The following is a 410-nucleotide window of genomic DNA, read 5'->3' on the forward strand; positions in this document are numbered from 1 at the left end:
AAAGAATATCTTCTTTTAGAAGAAGGTGATTATATATTTACAAATAATGGTTCTCCCTTAATGATAACTTGTTTCAATTACTTTTTGAAAAACAGTTTTAGGAAAAGTGAAATTAAGAAAGATGATTTTGTATTGACTGCTCATGTTTTTAGATATTCGCATATAAGTTTGCTTGCTGAATTGGAAGTACCTATAACAGCGATAATGGATCGTGTAGATTATACTAATGAAACAAAGATTTTAAGTGTTTATACTCATGTTACTGAGAAGATGAAGTCAAATATAACTGAAAAATTAGATAAATTAGTTTTGGAAAATGACTAACCAAAAGATATCCAAAGTAGTCTAAAATTGTCTATACTTTATGAGTGTTTTAGTTAGGAAAAAGGCTTGTTGTCTATAATTGTCTG

The 410-nt window shown here is 27.3% G+C and carries 1 protein-coding gene; it reads left to right on the plus strand.

Annotated features, from left to right (window positions below; genetic code table 11):
• The coding region (locus EDI28_RS27240) for a tyrosine-type recombinase/integrase (protein ID WP_128786728.1) at positions 1-324 on the plus strand (324 nt) is incomplete at its 5' end.
• Between the last annotated feature and the right edge of the window lie 86 nt (positions 325-410).

It is taken from the genome of Photobacterium chitinilyticum (assembly GCF_004104355.1).
GTDB classification, from domain to species: Bacteria; Pseudomonadota; Gammaproteobacteria; order Enterobacterales; family Vibrionaceae; genus Photobacterium; species Photobacterium chitinilyticum.